The following is a 14811-nucleotide window of genomic DNA, read 5'->3' on the forward strand; positions in this document are numbered from 1 at the left end:
AAGAGGAAGCGCCGGGCGACATCCCGGACGTCAGCGGAGCTCGAGGGGGCCGGTGCTCTCCCGGGCCACCACGCGGTGGCCCACGGTCCGCACCCGGACCGGGGCGGCGGGGTCACCGATGCGGTGGGTCAGCAGGTCCAGGGCGGCCTCGGCCACCTCACGGCGGTCGAAGGAGATGGTGGACAGCGAGGGGGAGGCGTAGCGGCCCTCCTCGATGTCGTCGTAACCGGCCACGGCGACGTCCTCGGGGACCCGGACGCCGGCGCGCAGCAGGGCGCCCACCGCACCGATGGCCAGGCTGTCGGTGAAGCACACCACCGCGTCGGGGAGCGGGTGGGCGGAGCGCAGCAGCCCGGCCATGGCGATGTGGCCGAACTCGATGCTCCAGGCATCGGTGGCGACCTCCAGGCAGGGGTCGGGGGCCAGCCCGGCCTCGCGCAGGGCCTGGTGGTAGCCGGCCAGCCGGAGCTGGGAGCTGGCCGTGTTCATCACCCCGAGCACGGCGACCCGTCGGCGTCCGCTGCGCAGCAGCGCGCGGACCAGGGTCCGCACCGCGGCGGGGTTGTCCACCCAGACGTGGTCGACCGCCGGCTGGTCCACCTCGCCGATCAGCACCACCGGCGGCAGCGGCCCGGTCTGGCGGACCGCGGAGGACTCCAGCAGCACCGGGTTCAGCACCAGCCCGTCCACCTGGTGCTCCCGGGCCCGGGTGAGCAGCATGGCCTCGCCCTCGGCGTCGGTGGTCTCCTCCACCAGGACGTTCCACCCGCGCGGCTTGGCCGCCCGGACGAAGGCCTGCACCATCGTGGCGGAGAAGGTGGTGGAGAGGTCGGGCAGCGCCAGCGCGATCACCCCGGTGCGCCCGTTGCGCAGACCGCGCGCGGCCAGGTTCGGGACGTAGTCCAGCTCGGCCAGGGCCTGCTCGACCCTGGTCCTCGTCGCCTCGCTGACCGGCACCGTCCCGGTGATCACGTTCGAGACGGTCTTGGGTGAGACACCGGCGAGCCTGGCCACGTCCTTGACGGTTGCCCGCACCGGCCGCACCTCCTCGGCCCGGAGTGTAGCCAGCCGAGGGCTCCTCGGGGTGGTTAGTCTCGTCGGGCCGGAGGGGCCGGTGACCAGGACGGACGGGGGACGGGTGCTGGAGGTGCTGGAGGAGGTGCTGGCCCGGATGGGTCGGACCCAGCCGGTGCCCCCGGTGACCACCCTGCTGGCCCTGGCGGCGGTGGCCGCGGTGCTGGTCGTCCCGCGGCCGCTGTGGCGCGTCAGCCGGATGCTGGTGACCATCGTGCACGAGTCCGGGCACGCGGTGGCCGCGGTGCTGACCGGGCGCCGGCTGAGCGGCATCCGGCTGCACTCCGACACCTCCGGGCTGACGGTCTCGCGCGGACGTCCGCGGGGGGCGGGGATGGTGGTGACCCTGCTCGCCGGCTACCCCGCGGCGGCGGTCTTCGGGGTGGCCACGGCCGCGGTGCTCGGCACCGGGCGCGCGGTGGCCTTCCTGTGGGTGGTGCTGGGGCTGCTGGCCCTGATGCTGCTCCAGGTCCGCAACCTCTACGGCCTGCTGGTGGTGCTGGTGGTGGGCGGCAGCCTGGGTGCGGCCACCTGGCTGCTGCCGGGGACGTACCTGTCCTGGCTGGCCCACCTGATCTGCTGGGTGCTGCTGCTGGCCGCACCGCGGCCGGTGGTCGAGCTGCTGCTCTCCGGTCGCCACCCCGGCTCGGACGCCGGTCAGCTGGCCCGGCTGACCCGGGTGCCGGAGCGGGTCTGGCAGCTGCTCTTCCTGGTGGTCACCTCCGCGGCGACCGTGCTCGGTGCCGCGCTGCTGCTCCCGCTGGAGGAGTGGACCGCCGCCTGGTGGGGCTGAGCGGGCACCTCCAGCGGGGGCCGTTCAGCTGAGCGGCTCGTCCAAGACCACCTGCAGCGCGGCCAGGGTGGCGGCGTCACCGCTGGTGCTCAGCGGGCCGGCGAAGGGTCGGTGCCAGAGCCACAGGTCCAGGTCGGCGGCGCTCCCGGCCACCTCTGCGGTGGCCTCCGCGCCGTCGGGGGCGAGGTCGAGGCAGGGGACCGTGCCCTCCCTCGGGTCGGTGAACGAGCCGACGACGTGCAGCCACCGGTGGCCGGTGTCCACGGCGGTGAAGCCCACCACCTGACCGGGGGTTGCGGTGAAGTCGCAGCCGGCCGGTGGCTGGCCGAACATGACGGTCAGCGTCTCGTCGACACCGTCGGCGGCGAGCCCCGGCTCCAGCGGGCTGGGGGACGTCCCGGCGGCCAGCTCGGCGTCGACCCGGTGCACCAGCGCCTCGTGGGCCTGGCGGCGGTGGATGAACCCCGCGGTCTGCTCCGGTGCCCAGGTCCAGCGGTGGTCGTCCGGTGCGGTGCCGCGGACGGCCCCGACCAGCGCCTGGTTGGCCTCCTCGAAGCCGGCCAGCAGACCGGCGTGGTCGTCCCGCGGCGGCGGCTGCAGGGCGGCCACCTCGTCGTCGGTGGTCAGGCCGTCGGCCAGGACCCGGGCCCAGTAGAGCTGGACCTGGGTGAGGTGGTGCAGCAGGTCGTCGGCGTCCCAGCCCGGGCAGGTGGGCACCGGCTCGGTGCCGGTGAGGCCGGCCAGGGCGTCGCGGAAGCGGAGGGACTCGTCGTGGACGGCACGCAGGTAGAGGCTCTGGTCCATGCCACCACCGTAGGGGCCCGGGGCCGCCGCCGCCCGGAGTTAGGCTGGACACCATGGCGACACCAGGCACGTCCCTCAAGCCGGCTGAGCAGGTCCGGACCGCGCCCGTGCTGGCCCTGGGGTTGGTGGGTGGCTACCTGACCGCACGGGAGTCCGGCATCCGACCGCTGGGCGGGCTGGTGCTGGTTGCCGCCGGCGCCCTGGCCCTCCGGACGGCCCTCGTCCGGCGCGGCCCGGCGGTGGCGGTGGGTCTGGGCGCGCTGTACGTCGGCGGCTTCGGCGCCTCCCACCCGCTGGCGAAGACGCTCGGCGCGTGGCCGTCGGTGCTGGCGGTGACCGCGGTCAACGTCGTCGCCGCGCACCTGCTGGTCGACGCCCCGGACGACGTGGCCCGTCCTCGGGCGGCGTCTGCAGCACCAGCTCGGATCCGGTGACGCCTCCAGCCGGGCTCGGCTGCAAGGGATCCCGAGGTGGTCTCCGGTCTCCCTCCTGAGTCGGACCAGGGCGCGCGACGGGCGTCCGCCGCGGCCCGGACCATGCGCAGCTGTGACGACGAGCGGGTCGTGCCACTGGCGCTGGACCCGCTCGGCCCGGCCAGCGTGACGGCCGAGGAAGAGAAGGACCGCAGCAGAGGTCGTCCGGCCAGATCCCTAGCATGAGGAGCGTGGCTGATCCGACCTTCGTCGTCTTCCTGAACGGCTCCTACGGGGTGGGCAAGTCGTCGGCCCTGGACCACCTCGGAGACGTGCTGGCTGAGCACGGCCAGCCCTTCAGCCTGATGGACGTCGATTGGTACCACCGCTCATGGCCACCGTCGCAGGACGACCCCGACAACGTCCTCACCGAGGCCGCCAACATGACCGCGGTCTGGAACAACTACCGACAGACCGGCCCTCGGCAGCCCGTCGTGGCCGGCGTCATGGCGTCTGAGGAAGACCGCCAGCGGTACGAGCAGGCCTTCGCTCTGCCAGTGCGCTCGGTCCGGCTCGTGGCCAGCGCCACGGTCACCGAGGCCCGCCTACGACGCCGGTACACCGAGCACCAGAGCCAAGCGCTGCACTGGCACCTCCAACGGCACCTCGCCTTGAGCACGCAGCTGGCCCTGCGCCACCTCGACGACCTGGTCATCGGGACGGATGAGCAGCCACCCCGATCGGTAGCCGAGAGGGTTGCTGACTTCTTCGGCCTGCTTCCAGCTCTGCCCCGTCAGGTAGAGCCGTAAGGCGTCCAGCGATCAGGGCCGTGGTCGTGCCCACGTCCTGCCGGGGTTGGTCGTGACCGGATCGAGACCACCGTCGGCGACGTCGAGCCCTAGCGTCACCGACATGAGGTCAGCCGTGGTGAGACGGCGGTGCGGACTGCTCCTCGCAGTGGGTGTGCTGACCAGCTGCGCACAACCGCCGAACTTGTTGCCGGACCACGTCGACGTCCCGAGCCCTTCCACTCCTGCTACCGCCGACGCTGCTGCTGCTCCTGGACCTCGAGGGTCGAGCGATCAACGTCCGACGGCCCCGCGACCCGTGCGGCGAGCCGCGGAGCGAGGTGGCCGAGGCAGTGGAGGCACTCGAGATCACCGACGTGACGACCTACACCTTCGACGAGGGTGCGTACTGAGGCGGTGGCCCGGTCGAGCAAGTCCTGGAGAGCGCAGGCGTCGCCGCAACAGCGGAGGTGAACCTGCTGGCGTGACCGTGATGGCGGGTCAGCGGTCACCCACCACGGGGACTGCATGGAGAGTGCTCGGCCGATGTCGCGGTGGACGATCACTACTGGGACGGGACGGCGGCGGTGATGAGCGTCCCGATGTTCTCCCCGAGGCAGATGCGCCCCATCAGCTGCTGCTGGGCCACGTCGAAGACGTGCATCGTCAGGCCCTGCTCACCGGCGAGGACGAAGGCGCTGGTGTCCATCACCTTGATGCCTGTGGAGATGGCGGCGTCGTAGGTGAGGTGGGTGAACGGGACGGCGTCGGGGTGGACGTTGGGGTCCTTGTCGTAGACGGCGTCGATGTCGCGCTTGGCGACCAGGAGTGCGTCGGCCTCCAGCTCGAGCGCGCGCTGGACCGAGGGGTAGTCGGTGGTCACGTAGGGCTGGCCGATCCCGCCGGCCAGGATCACGATCCTGCCCTGGTCCAGGTGGGAGAGGGCTCGTAGCCGGATGAACGGTTCGGCGACGGACTGCATCGGGACCGCGGTCATCACCCGGACGTCGGCGCTGGTCGCGCCGTGAGGGCGCCACGCATCATGAGGGCGTTCATGACGGTGCCGAGCATGCCGATGTTGTCGGCCTCGGCTCGTCCGATGCCCCAACCCTCAGCCATCCGACCGCGGAAGTAGTTGCCGCCGCCGACCACGACGGCCACCTGGACCCCGAGGTCGTGGACGGCGAGGACCTCCTCGCTCAGGTGCGCGAGCCGGTCAGGTTCAACCCCCCAACCTGTGTCCCCAGCCAGCGCCTCACCGCTCAGCTTCACGACCACTCTGCGGTATCGGGGCATGGCGAGTCCTGTCGTCGAGGCGGGGCTGCAGGTCAGTACAGCGCACCGGCCACGTCCTGTACACGCGCACCCCCGAGAAGAAGATGCGGTCGTATCGCGGATACTTCGGTGGTGGCACCTGCTCCCGATCGTCAGCCGCCGTTCGCGGCGGTCCTCGATGTGCTGACTCGAGTGGACCCGGAGGGCCTGTCGAGCGTCGGCGCACCGGCTGACGAGTACGCCTTCGAAGCCGACGATCTCGCCGGGCGGCTGCGCGACGGTCGCACGGTCACCGCCGAGGTGGTCGTCGACGTCTGGGAGCGGTGGTTCGGACCCGGCAGCGGATACGTGCGGCGAACGTCGATGTCCCAGGTCGCCGAGCTGGCCGCAGAGCTCGACGCGTTGCGTTGAGCTCGGTCCGGTCAGGGATCGTTCAGCGGGACCGTGGGGCCGCACTCTTGGCGGGCGGTATCGAACCCTGCGCGGACGAGGCTTCTCGGGTCAGAGGGCGGTGTCGAGCAGCCCGCGGATCTTGTCGACGCTGCGCTCGGTCGACTCCACGGAGGTGTCCACCTCGAGGTGGTAGTCCTGCTCGTGCACGGCAGTGAACTCGGGGACGTCCAGGTCGACCGGACCGTCGCGGCGGTCACCACGCCGGAGCTCCCGCTGCTGGGCCAGCGGCAGTGGGCATCGGACGCCGATCAACGTCACGGCGTACCGGGCGAACAGGGGCTCGTAGAGCTCCCGCGTGCTAGGCAGGATGATCGCCTCCGCGATCACCATCAGCCCCTCGTCCGCGACCGCCCCCATCGATCTCAGGTACGCCCGCACCATCAGGGAGAACAGCGGCGGCGTCGTCGGAGCCAGCCAGAACTCCGACCTGATACCGGTCAGGAACTCGTCCAGCGACAGGTGGAAGGCCGGTACAGGCAGGGCACGCTGCAGCGCCTCGGCCAAGGTCGTCTTGCCCGCCGAAGGTGAACCGTTGAGCAGGACGATCGGCGTGGGCACCCGCTCAGGCTAACGACACGGTCAGACGCCACGCTGCGTGAGCTCCCTGAGGGCGACGCGCAACGCTCGGGATGCCGGGCGACGGGATTGACCTGGTCCTGGGAACAGGGTGTCGACTCACACCGACACGGACCAGACGCGGGTCCGACGGCACCGGCTGCAGGCGGCCCGGTGCTGACGTGCTCCTGTCCGGTTCCGACCCGTCACCGCACGCCGACGTCCGCAGCGACGAGCTGCCCCACACCCAGGAGAACCCGATGACCGTGCACCTGAGCCACCCCGACGGCCTGCTCGAGCAGACCGACTACGCCCCCGTCGCCGTGGCCACTGGGTCCCGCCTGGTCCTGCTCGCCGGGCAGGCGGGAGTCACTGCTGGGGGCCAGCCGAGCTCGGCCGACCTCGCCGGCCAGGTCCACTCCGCGCTGCACAACGTCGTCACGGGGGTGGTCGGTGCCGGCGGCACCGTCGACGACATCGCCCGCCTGACCATCTACGTCGTCGGGTGGACCGAGGAGATGGCGCCCCCGCTCTTCGAGGGCCTCTCCCGGGCCCAGGCGAGCGACGGGTACAGCTCCCCGCTGCCGCCCATCACCGTCATCGGCGTCCAGGCCCTCTGGGCGCCCCAGTTCCTCGTGGAGATCGAGGCCACGGCCGTCCTGGCCTGAGCCGGCCCCACCAGCAGAGAGGCAGGACATGCATCGAGACGTCGGGCAGACCGGGCCGGGTGGAGCGGACCTCCTGCGGCACCGGCAGGACGGTCAGCCGTTGGCCCTGAGGGTTGTGCGGGGCCGTGGTGGAGGTGAGCTCACGTGCGTGATCTAGGAGCCTTCGAACGGGCCTACGAGATGTGGTCGCGTGAGCGGCCGATGCACTTCTGCCTCGTGGCCGAGCTGTCCGGGGGCGTCACGACGTCCGGGCTCGAGGCGGCGCTGCGGGTCGTTCAGCACCGGCACCCCCTGCTCTCGGCGCGGGTGGTCGACGACCCGGGCGGGACGGGAGCGGCGCCGGCGTACTTCGCGCCGAGCGACCTGCTCATCAGCACCCGCATCGAGACCGGCGCCGACTGGGAGCAGGTGGTGGGCCTGGAGCTCGCCACGCCGTTCGAGGTCGGCGCGGGCCCGCTGGCACGCACGGTGCTCATCCCCGCCCCGTCGAGCGGGGACCAGCTGGCCCCCGACGGCGCTGGCCAGCGCGGGCCCCGGGGATCGGACCACCTCGTGCTGACGCTGTCGCACACCATCGCCGACGGGTTCTCCGCGCGGCTGGTGCTGGAGGAGGTGGTGGCGGTGCTGAACGGCCAGGTGCTCGAGCCGCGTCCGGTCCCCGCCGCCCAGGAGTCGCTGCTGGACCAGCTCGAGCCGCCGAGCGCGGCCCCGACCGCCGGCGGCAGCGACGCCGTCGACCCACGGCTCGCGCTCCCATCACCCCTGCACCACGTCGACCGCACCCCACCGGGGGTGACGTCGCTGGCCTGGGACCGAACGGAGAGCGAGGAGCTGTACCGGCGGTGCCGGGAGCACGGCGTCTCGGTCAACGGTGCCCTGGTCGCAGCCGCGCTGGCGGTCGTCGACGGTGCCGGGGACGCCGATCACCTGCGGGTCAACATCCCCTACAGCCTGCGGGACCTGGTCCCGGCCGATGAGGACGTGGCCCTGTACATCGGCGGCCTGCGTCCGGTGCTGACGCGGGCGGACCTCTCCGGCGGCCCCTGGTCGGTGGCCAGCAGGATCACCGAGGCGTCGGTGACGGCCAAGAGCCCCGGCGGCGCACTGGCGGTCTCGGCAGGCATCCGGGCGATCATGGGGCTGGACGACGCAGCGGCGACCGAGCAGCTCAACATCGCCCAGGGCCTGGACCTGATGGTGAGCAACCTCGGACGGGTCGTCAAGGGGGTCGCCCCGGGTCGGGTGGCCATCGGCGCCCTCTGGGGTCCGGCGGTGCTGTCGCACTTCGAGGGCGAGCAGATGGTCGGCGTCCTCACCTACGGGGAGACGCTCCGCACGGTGCACGTCAGCCACACCCCGACCCCGGAGCTGCTGGAGCGGGTCAGGACCGTGCTGGTGGGTTGACCGCGGGGCCCACCGCACGACCGCCGTACTCCAGGCGCCTGCACCAGCGCGCACCGGGGGCGGGCGTGCGGCGGGTCCCCGGTGCCGCGATGCGGAACTGGCCGCCTGCCTGACACCGCCGCCCCAGTTGTGCGACCTGACGTGGGCGCGGGTCACACCTCGCGAGCGGGTTCTCCGACCAGGGTGTGTCGACGACCTTCGACACGTCGACGAGTGCTGGGCACCTTGGAGCCGGGTCGGTGACGACGGTTCTCCAGCAGCACACTGCACCGAGCAGGGCCTTCGTACCCCCTCATGGAGGGCCCCCCAGGCCGCCCTCCCCACGGCGCCGGCCACCGAACCGGGTCCTGCCCTGGCGCACCAGCCGTGTCGGGGCCGCAGACGACCGAGGATCCGACGGCCTCGCACGCGCCCTCCGCGCGCGGAACGGCTCCCTCGTCAAACCTCGATGATCCGCGTGTGACAGCTCCCGGTCCGGGTAGGCGCTCGGTGACGGCGAACCCGAGGAGCCCTGTGCTTCTCACGCCAACCACAGGGGAGGAACGATCATGAGCCTGGCCGGACAGATGCTCGACAGCTACCCGAAGGACCTGGGAGGGGTGGATCGCGACAAGCTGCTGGCCTGCATCGAGGCCTGCTTCGAGTGCGCGCAGGCCTGCACCGCGTGCGCGGACGCCTGCCTCGGCGAGGACTCCGTGGCCGACCTGACCACGTGCATCCGCTCGGACCTGGACTGCGCCGACGTCTGTGACACCACCGGCCGGGTGCTGTCGCGGCGCACCGGTCACGACGCGGACACCACCCGGGCGGTCCTGGAGGCGTGCGCCCGGCTCTGCCGAGCCTGCGGGGACGAGTGCGAGCAGCACGCCAGGATGCACGAGCACTGCCGGGTCTGCGCGGAGGCGTGCCGGCGTTGCGAGCAGGCCTGCCAGGACCTGATCAGCAGCCTGGGGTGACGTCTCCGCCGCGGGGGCAGCCGGCAGCGGCGGTCCGTTCAGGCCCGTCAACTGCTTCGTGAACGCGTCCCTAAGGGCGCCGCGGCGGAGGCAGCGCCCGTGGTGGGCGAGCGGCGACGGCCCCACCGGGACGTCCCCGGCCATCTGACCAGACGAGGAGAGGGAGACCAGCGATGTCATCCACGCACGGCGACGAGGACGGGCACGAGGAGCCGGGGGCTGGGCACGGCCGGACGGAGGGTGCGATGTACCTGCGGTTCGGCGCGATGATCCTCACCGCGATGGTGGTCATGTACGGGGCCATGTTCGCCGGCACGTGGCAGTGGGAGCACGTGCGGTGGAGCGAGAGCCGGCTCTTCATGGCGCTCACCATGGGCGGGACCATGGGCTTGGTCATGCTCGGCTGGATGCTCAACATGTACAAGAACCTGAAGGCCAACATCGCGATCGTCGTGACGAGCGTGCTGCTGCTGAGCCTCGGGGTGTTCCTCGACCGCAGCCAGGTGACGGTGCAGGACGTCAGCTGGATGAGGGCGATGATCCCCCACCACTCCCTGGCCATCACCCGCTCCGAGCGTGCGGGGATCCAGGACGTCCGGGTGTGCCAGCTGGCGCTGGAGATCAGCGAGGCGCAGCGACGGGAGATCGATGAGATGAACTGGCTGATCGAGGACATCCGCCGTAACGGGGAGGCGGTGACCGTCGCCCAGGCCGAGAGCCGCCCAGTGCCCGAGTTCGAGGCGGCCGCCCTCCGCGACTGCCCGACCCGCTGACAGCACCGTGCGACATCCGGTGTCACGGCAGGAGACTGTGTGTGAGCCCGGGCGGCCAGGACGGGAGGAGTCCGCTCCGCCTGTCGGCCGGCCTCGGCCCCAGGACATCGAGCAGCCCGCAGGGATGTCCGGGACGCCGCTGAGGTCCGGGCCGAGGACGTCGGGCGCCGAGGCAAGCCTCGCCACCACCCGCAGGAACTGCTGGTTCTCTTCGGAGTGGACGAGGCGGCGTGGGGGTGGGCGTGAGCGTGGCACGTCGATCTAGGCGGGGTCCCAGAAGGTGATGAGCCACCAGGCGGCGTAACCGAGGCAGAAGAGGGTGCCGGCGACGGCGACGAGGCCGAGGACGACGGCGATCGCGGCGGTCACGGGATCCTTGTTCGAGAGCCCACGGGCACCCGGGTCGGCCGTGCGTTGCTGGTCAGGGGACGACGTCCCTGCGGGTCCATCCATCTCACTACGGTGCCACATCGGATGTGGCTGCTGAAGATCTGGTGGTCACTTCTGGTGAGGGAGTCCAGGCCGCGTCAGCGGCTGCGCAGAGGGTCTCGAACTCGATGGGGGCGGAACGGGCCACCTCGGTCGGAGTGGGGCGTGCAGCCTGACACCGCGATGCTGCCACCGTGCCGACTCACGGCGCGTCCACGGCGATGGGTGTCCTCGTCCGGGCATCGATCGAGTAGCCGACGATGCGCGCGGAGAACACGTCCTCAACCCCCCGGGCCGGTCAGTCCGCCAGCTCCACCACCAGGGCGCGGTGGTCCGAGAGCGGCAGCCGAGGGGCAGAGGAGCGCACCACCCGCCCGAGGTCCCCGCGGAGCAGGATGTGGTCCAGCTGGCGGGTGGGCTCCTCGAGCGGGAACGTCGCGTGGCTGGCCAGCGGCCTCCAGCCGGTCAGGCGCTGGGGAACGGGGGCGTCCAGGTTGAGGTCGCCCATCACCAGCACCGGCTCGGGGAGCGTGGCCAGGTCGCGGCGCAGCCGGGACAGCTGGTGGCGTCCCCACCCGGGCACGAAGGACAGGTGGGTGCAGGCCACCACCAGCGGCCCACGGGGGGTCTCGAGCTCACCGACCACCACCGCCCGCGGCTCCTCCTTGACCAGCACCACCTTCCCGGGTTCGCGCAGGTACACCGGCACGGTGGGGCGGATCCGGGGCAGCCGCTGCACCTGCCAGCTCCGCACCGGGTAGCGGGAGAGCAGGGCCACGCCGTAGGAGGCGTGGCCGGGGACGTCCTCCTCGGTGGCGGCCATCCAGGTGGCACCCGGGGTCCCGGTGAGCGCGGCGGCGAAGCGGTGGCTGACCGCTCCCATCGCCTCGGCGGCCACCGCGGTCAGGTCGGCCCGGTGTGATCGGGGCTGGTCGCGGTCCACCTCCTGCAGCGCGAGGACGTCGGGATCGAGGGTCCGGACGGCCTCGCGGAGCCGGTCCAGGACCACCAGGTCGTCAGCGGGGGTGCGACCGTGCAGGATGTTAAACGTGGCCAGACGCATGACCCGACGGTATCCGCGGTGAGCACCGACCCGATCGGCACCGACCCGGGCTCGGACGAACCGCCGCTGCAACGCGCCCTCAAGCACGCCGCCTCCGCGCTCAAGGCCGAGGGCGTCCCCTTCGCCCTGGCCGGCGGTTACGCGTTGTGGGTGCACGGAGCGCCCGAGCCCGAGCACGACGTGGACTTCGCGGTCCCCGAGGACGACGTCGAGGTCGCCGCCGCCTGCCTGACCGCGGCCGGCTTCGAGGTGGTCCGCCCGCCGGAGGACTGGCTGTTCAAGGCCTACCTCGACGGCGCCCTCGTCGACGTGCTGCACCGCCTGCGCGGGGTGCGGGTCGAGCGGGAGACGCTGCGGACCGCGGCCGAGCACGAGGTGATCGGCCTGCGGCTGCCGGTCATGCCCCCGACCGACGTGATGGCGGCCAAGCTCGACTCGCTGTCGGAGCACCACTGCGACTTCGCACCGCTCCTCGCGGTGGCGCGAGCCGTCCGCGAGCAGCTGGACTGGGCGCGGCTGCAGGGGGAGGCCGAGGACCAGCCGTTCGCCGACGCCTTCCTGCGTCTGACCGGACGGCTGGGCATCAGCCCCGCCCGCTGACCCTCAGTTGCAGGTGACCCCGGTGGCGTGGATGGGGCAGTAGCCGTTGGGGTTCTTGCGCAGGTACTGCTGGTGGTAGGCCTCGGCCAGGTAGAACGGGCCGGCCGGGGCGATCTCGGTGGTGATCTCCCCGAAGCCCTTCTCGGTGAAGGCGGCCTGGAACTGGTCGCGGACGGCCAGGGCGGTGGCGGCCTGGGTCTCGTCGGCGGTGTAGATCGCCGAGCGGTACTGGGTGCCGAAGTCGTTGCCCTGGCGCATGCCCTGGGTCGGGTCGTGGTTCTCGAAGAAGACCCGGAGCAGCTCGGCGTAGGAGATCACGGCCGGGTCGTATGCCACCCGGACCGCCTCGACGTGCCCGGTGCGTCCGGAGCACGCCTCCTCGTAGGTGGGGTTCGGGGTGTAGCCGCCCTGGTAGCCCACCGCGGTGGAGGTGACGCCATCCAGCTGCCAGTAGAGCTTCTCGGCCCCCCAGAAGCAGCCCAGACCCAGGTAGGCGACCTCGGAGCCGGCGGGTACCGGGTCCAGCGGCGTGCCGAGGACCTCGTGCACCAGCGTCTCGGAGAGGACCGGGGTGTCACGGCCGGGAAGGGCGCGGTCGGGGTCGACCAGGGTCTGCTTGGCGGCGAAGAGGCGTTCGAACACGGGTTCTCCCTCGGGGTCGTGAGGTTGTCAGCAGGTCAACGCGCGGGAGGGGCGGAGGATTCCCCGGGCGGCAGCCGCCAGTCGATCGGCTCGGCCCCCTGCTCGACCAGCAGCGCGTTGATCCGGCTGAACGGCCTGGAGCCGAAGAAGCCGCGGCTGGCCGACAGCGGCGAGGGGTGCGTGCTGGCCACCACCGGGACCTCGCCCAGCTGCGGCTGCAGCGTCTGCGCGTCCCGCCCCCAGAGCAGGGCCACCAGCGGTCCGCCACGGCGGACCAGGGCCTCGATGGCCACCCCGGTCACCTTCTCCCAGCCCTTGCCGCGGTGCGAGGCGGGTTCCCCCGGACGCACGGTGAGCACCCGGTTGAGCAGCAGCACCCCCTGTTCGAACCAGTGCGTCAGGTCGCCGTGCGCGGCCGGTGGCACCCCGAGGTCGGACTGCAGCTCGGTGTAGATGTTGGCCAGGCTGCGGGGCACCGGACGGACGTCCGGGGCCACCGAGAACGACAGCCCGACCGGGTGACCGGGGGTGGGGTAGGGGTCCTGGCCGACCACCAGCACCCGGACGTCGGCCAGCGGCAGCCGGAAGGCGCGCAGCACGTCCTCCCCGGCCGGCAGGTAGGGCCGTCCGGCGGCCAGCTCGGCGCGGAGGAACTCGCCCATGGCGGCGACGTCGGTCTCCACCGGGGCGAGGGCCTCGGCCCAGTCAGGGGCGATCAGGTCGTGCAGCGGGCGCGGGCTCATCACCGGCATCGTGCCATGTCGGCCCGCAGTGGGTCCGACCTGGGAGGATCGGGGCATGGTCAGCAACCGTCACCACCGCGCCGCGGTCAAGAGCGCCCTCAAGAAGGTCGCGCTCGAGCAGGAGGCGCTGCGGGCGGCCGCCGCCGACCCGGCCGTGCTGGAGGCCCGGGCCGCCACGCCGCGGGAGGAGCGCACCGGCGACTTCGAGCGCGCCGTCCCCTTCGGGGTTCGGGTCGCCGCGGGCTGGTCCTGGCGGCTGGCCGTGATCGCCGCCGGCGTCTACGGCATCGGCTGGGTGCTGATGTACTTCTCCGAGGTCACGGTGCCGATCGCGGTGGCGCTGCTGCTGGCGGCACTGCTCCAGCCGCTGATCGAGCGTCTCACCGCCGCCGGCTGCCCCAAGGGGCTGGCGGTGGCCATCGGCGTCGTCGGCGGTTTCCTGGTCGTGGTGGGCGTGCTGACGCTGATCGTGCAGCAGATCGTCCAGTCCTCCGGCGAGCTGGGACGGCAGGCGGTGGCGGGGGCCGAGGAGATCCTGCAGTCCACCCAGAACTGGCTGGAGAACGGCCCGGTGCCGGTCGACACCGCGCAGCTGTCCAACCTGCAGGACCAGCTCGCCGGCTGGGCAGCGGGGTCGACCGGGGTGATCGCCGGGTGGGCCACGGCCGCGGGCGGGGCGATCGGGCACTTCTTCGCCGGTCTGGCCATCGCGCTGTTCACGCTCTTCTTCCTGCTCTACGACGGCAACCGGATCTGGAACGCGGTGCTCCGCCTCGTCCCCATCAAGGCGCGCGAACGGGCCGACGTCGCCGCCCGCACCGGCTGGCAGTCGCTGATCTCCTACGTCCGCGCCACCGTGCTGGTGGCCCTGGTGGACGCCGTCGGCGTGCTCCTCGTCGCGCTGTTCCTGGGGGTGCCGCTGGCCCCGGCGCTGGCCGCCCTGGTCTTCCTCGGTGCCTTCGTACCCATCGTCGGGGCCCTGGTCACCGGCTTCGTCGCGGTGGCGGTGGCGCTGGTCGCGCTGGGCTGGGTACCGGCCCTGATCATGCTGGTCGGGATCATCGCGGTGATGCAGCTCGAGGGCCACGTGCTGCAGCCCTTCCTGCTGGGCAAGGCCGTCTCGGTGCACCCGCTGGCGGTCATCCTGTCCATCGCCGTCGGCATCACCCTCGGTGGCGTGGTCGGCGGTCTGATCGCCATCCCGCTGCTGGCCTTCACCCAGAGCTTCGTGACCACGCTCAACCGCGGCGGTCAGTTCGGCCAGCTCCAGCTGCCCGAGCCGCCGGAGCCCGAGCCGGAGCCGGAGCCGAGCGCCGTCTGAGTCAGGCCCTCCCCCCAGCCGACCCTGACAAGTGGCAAGAGGGCTTCCCATTCTGGT

Annotated in this window: 18 protein-coding genes; 10 read left to right on the forward strand and 8 right to left on the reverse strand. The window is 72.3% G+C overall.

What is annotated here, in order from left to right:
• Positions 1-30 precede the first annotated feature (30 nt).
• Positions 31-1035, reverse strand: coding sequence for a LacI family DNA-binding transcriptional regulator (locus BLT52_RS11705; RefSeq protein ID WP_090596659.1), 1005 nt, complete (start codon positions 1033-1035; stop codon positions 31-33).
• Positions 1036-1114: 79 nt separating this feature from the next.
• Here BLT52_RS11705 and BLT52_RS11710 point away from each other — a divergent pair, with 79 nt between their 5' ends.
• Positions 1115-1867, forward strand: a complete 753-nt coding sequence (locus BLT52_RS11710; protein ID WP_231946280.1) for a M50 family metallopeptidase — start codon at positions 1115-1117, stop codon at positions 1865-1867.
• Between the two features lie 24 nt (positions 1868-1891).
• Here the strand turns inward: BLT52_RS11710 and BLT52_RS11715 are convergent, their stop codons facing one another.
• Positions 1892-2671 (reverse strand): maleylpyruvate isomerase family mycothiol-dependent enzyme, encoded by a 780-nt coding sequence (locus tag BLT52_RS11715; RefSeq protein ID WP_090593776.1) that lies wholly within the window; start codon positions 2669-2671, stop codon positions 1892-1894.
• A gap of 53 nt (positions 2672-2724) precedes the next feature.
• Between BLT52_RS11715 and BLT52_RS11720 the strand changes: the two genes are divergently transcribed.
• Together BLT52_RS11720 and BLT52_RS11725 are read left to right on the forward strand one after the other, a co-directional pair.
• Positions 2725-3105: a hypothetical protein gene (locus BLT52_RS11720; RefSeq protein ID WP_090593777.1), complete on the forward strand. Its 381-nt coding sequence runs from the start codon at positions 2725-2727 to the stop codon at positions 3103-3105.
• 230 nt (positions 3106-3335) lie between these two features.
• A complete protein-coding gene (locus tag BLT52_RS11725) occupies positions 3336-3893 on the forward strand; it encodes a hypothetical protein (protein WP_157677091.1) in 558 nt (185 codons plus the stop codon).
• Positions 3894-4437: 544 nt separating this feature from the next.
• Here BLT52_RS11725 and BLT52_RS21700 read toward each other — a convergent pair.
• Both BLT52_RS21700 and BLT52_RS21705 read right to left on the reverse strand, forming a co-directional pair.
• A complete protein-coding gene (locus tag BLT52_RS21700; protein ID WP_197679015.1) occupies positions 4438-4869 on the reverse strand; it encodes an amino acid kinase family protein in 432 nt (143 codons plus the stop codon).
• Positions 4869-5168 carry an amino acid kinase family protein gene (locus tag BLT52_RS21705; protein ID WP_197679016.1) on the reverse strand — a complete coding sequence of 100 codons (300 nt, stop codon included), beginning with the start codon at positions 5166-5168 and terminating at the stop codon, positions 4869-4871. The genes BLT52_RS21700 and BLT52_RS21705 overlap by 1 nt, the downstream gene beginning before the upstream one ends.
• Before the next feature lie 111 nt (positions 5169-5279).
• On the opposite strand from BLT52_RS21705, the gene BLT52_RS11740 reads away from it, so the two are divergent.
• Complete coding sequence (locus BLT52_RS11740; protein WP_157677092.1) at positions 5280-5558, forward strand: hypothetical protein; 279 nt, start codon at positions 5280-5282, stop codon at positions 5556-5558.
• Positions 5559-5648: 90 nt separating this feature from the next.
• Here BLT52_RS11740 and BLT52_RS11745 read toward each other — a convergent pair whose 3' ends face one another.
• Positions 5649-6158, reverse strand: a complete 510-nt coding sequence (locus BLT52_RS11745; RefSeq protein WP_090593788.1) for a phosphotransferase-like protein — start codon at positions 6156-6158, stop codon at positions 5649-5651.
• 179 nt (positions 6159-6337) lie between these two features.
• Here BLT52_RS11745 and BLT52_RS11750 point away from each other — a divergent pair, with 179 nt between their 5' ends.
• The 4 genes from BLT52_RS11750 (at position 6338) to BLT52_RS11765 (ending at position 9956) form a co-directional block, all read left to right on the forward strand.
• Positions 6338-6823: a RidA family protein gene (locus BLT52_RS11750; protein ID WP_231946281.1), complete on the forward strand. Its 486-nt coding sequence runs from the start codon at positions 6338-6340 to the stop codon at positions 6821-6823.
• Positions 6824-6967: 144 nt separating this feature from the next.
• On the forward strand, positions 6968-8227 hold the full coding sequence (locus BLT52_RS11755; RefSeq protein WP_157677093.1) for a hypothetical protein: 1260 nt from the start codon (positions 6968-6970) through the stop codon (positions 8225-8227).
• A gap of 548 nt (positions 8228-8775) precedes the next feature.
• Positions 8776-9183, forward strand: coding sequence for a four-helix bundle copper-binding protein (locus BLT52_RS11760; RefSeq protein ID WP_090593794.1), 408 nt, complete (start codon positions 8776-8778; stop codon positions 9181-9183).
• 173 nt (positions 9184-9356) lie between these two features.
• Positions 9357-9956: a DUF305 domain-containing protein gene (locus tag BLT52_RS11765; protein WP_197679017.1), complete on the forward strand. Its 600-nt coding sequence runs from the start codon at positions 9357-9359 to the stop codon at positions 9954-9956.
• A 727-nt stretch (positions 9957-10683) separates the two neighbouring features.
• On the opposite strand, the gene BLT52_RS11770 is transcribed toward BLT52_RS11765, so the two are convergent.
• A complete protein-coding gene (locus BLT52_RS11770) occupies positions 10684-11448 on the reverse strand; it encodes an endonuclease/exonuclease/phosphatase family protein (RefSeq protein ID WP_090593798.1) in 765 nt (254 codons plus the stop codon).
• 18 nt (positions 11449-11466) lie between these two features.
• Between BLT52_RS11770 and BLT52_RS11775 the strand changes: the two genes are divergently transcribed.
• Positions 11467-12048 carry a nucleotidyltransferase family protein gene (locus BLT52_RS11775; RefSeq protein WP_172804030.1) on the forward strand — a complete coding sequence of 194 codons (582 nt, stop codon included), beginning with the start codon at positions 11467-11469 and terminating at the stop codon, positions 12046-12048.
• Positions 12049-12051: 3 nt separating this feature from the next.
• Here the strand turns inward: BLT52_RS11775 and msrA are convergent, their stop codons facing one another.
• Both msrA and BLT52_RS11785 read right to left on the reverse strand, forming a co-directional pair.
• Positions 12052-12690: a peptide-methionine (S)-S-oxide reductase MsrA gene (gene msrA / locus BLT52_RS11780; RefSeq protein ID WP_090593801.1), complete on the reverse strand. Its 639-nt coding sequence runs from the start codon at positions 12688-12690 to the stop codon at positions 12052-12054.
• Between the two features lie 35 nt (positions 12691-12725).
• Positions 12726-13433, reverse strand: a complete 708-nt coding sequence (locus tag BLT52_RS11785) for a uracil-DNA glycosylase (RefSeq protein ID WP_090596666.1) — start codon at positions 13431-13433, stop codon at positions 12726-12728.
• Positions 13434-13488: 55 nt separating this feature from the next.
• On the opposite strand from BLT52_RS11785, the gene BLT52_RS11790 reads away from it, so the two are divergent.
• Positions 13489-14754, forward strand: a complete 1266-nt coding sequence (locus BLT52_RS11790) for an AI-2E family transporter (RefSeq protein ID WP_157677094.1) — start codon at positions 13489-13491, stop codon at positions 14752-14754.
• Positions 14755-14811: the final 57 nt, after the last annotated feature.

The sequence above is a fragment of the Auraticoccus monumenti genome (assembly GCF_900101785.1).
GTDB classification, from domain to species: Bacteria; Actinomycetota; Actinomycetes; order Propionibacteriales; family Propionibacteriaceae; genus Auraticoccus; species Auraticoccus monumenti.

Coding starts and splice junctions, on each gene's coding strand:
- BLT52_RS11765 (WP_197679017.1), top strand. CDS start 9,357: ATGTCATCCACGCACGGCGACGAGGACGGGCACGAGGAGCCGGGGGCT.
- BLT52_RS11720 (WP_090593777.1), top strand. CDS start 2,725: ATGGCGACACCAGGCACGTCCCTCAAGCCGGCTGAGCAGGTCCGGACC.
- BLT52_RS21705 (WP_197679016.1), bottom strand. CDS start 5,168: ATGCCCCGATACCGCAGAGTGGTCGTGAAGCTGAGCGGTGAGGCGCTG.
- BLT52_RS11715 (WP_090593776.1), bottom strand. CDS start 2,671: ATGGACCAGAGCCTCTACCTGCGTGCCGTCCACGACGAGTCCCTCCGC.
- BLT52_RS11790 (WP_157677094.1), top strand. CDS start 13,489: ATGGTCAGCAACCGTCACCACCGCGCCGCGGTCAAGAGCGCCCTCAAG.
- BLT52_RS11785 (WP_090596666.1), bottom strand. CDS start 13,433: ATGAGCCCGCGCCCGCTGCACGACCTGATCGCCCCTGACTGGGCCGAG.
- BLT52_RS21700 (WP_197679015.1), bottom strand. CDS start 4,869: ATGACCGCGGTCCCGATGCAGTCCGTCGCCGAACCGTTCATCCGGCTA.
- BLT52_RS11760 (WP_090593794.1), top strand. CDS start 8,776: ATGAGCCTGGCCGGACAGATGCTCGACAGCTACCCGAAGGACCTGGGA.
- BLT52_RS11770 (WP_090593798.1), bottom strand. CDS start 11,448: ATGCGTCTGGCCACGTTTAACATCCTGCACGGTCGCACCCCCGCTGAC.